Raw genomic sequence first — 287 nt, 5'->3', positions numbered from 1 at the left:
CGTTTCTAGGTCGCGAGAATGTTGGCCCTTTCTTGGTCGCGTCTTACAAAACTGCGCCACCCGCCATAGGCGGAGATATCGGCGGCGTCAGTCAGGCCGGCGGTTTCCACCAAAAACCCCTTTGCTGCGCTGCCATCCTCGAGTTCGATCGTTCCTACGCCCAGCGGTGGGGGGATGGCGGCGACGAATCGTCCGAACGCCTCCGGACCCAGCCGCCAGACCTCGACGTCTATTCGCATTCCATCCCTGGAGACCCGGACAAGGCCCGGCTTGGGCACGGATTGGCC

1 pseudogene is annotated in these 287 nt (G+C 63.1%); it reads right to left on the bottom strand.

Annotated elements, in window-relative coordinates:
• Positions 1-5 precede the first annotated feature (5 nt).
• Positions 6-287 (bottom strand): annotated as a pseudogene (locus EN818_RS32115) (allophanate hydrolase); the annotation flags it as partial.

It is taken from the genome of Mesorhizobium sp. M3A.F.Ca.ET.175.01.1.1 (assembly GCF_004791945.1).
Classification (GTDB): domain Bacteria; phylum Pseudomonadota; class Alphaproteobacteria; order Rhizobiales; family Rhizobiaceae; genus Mesorhizobium.
This window is presented reverse-complemented; position numbering and strand designations above follow the sequence as displayed.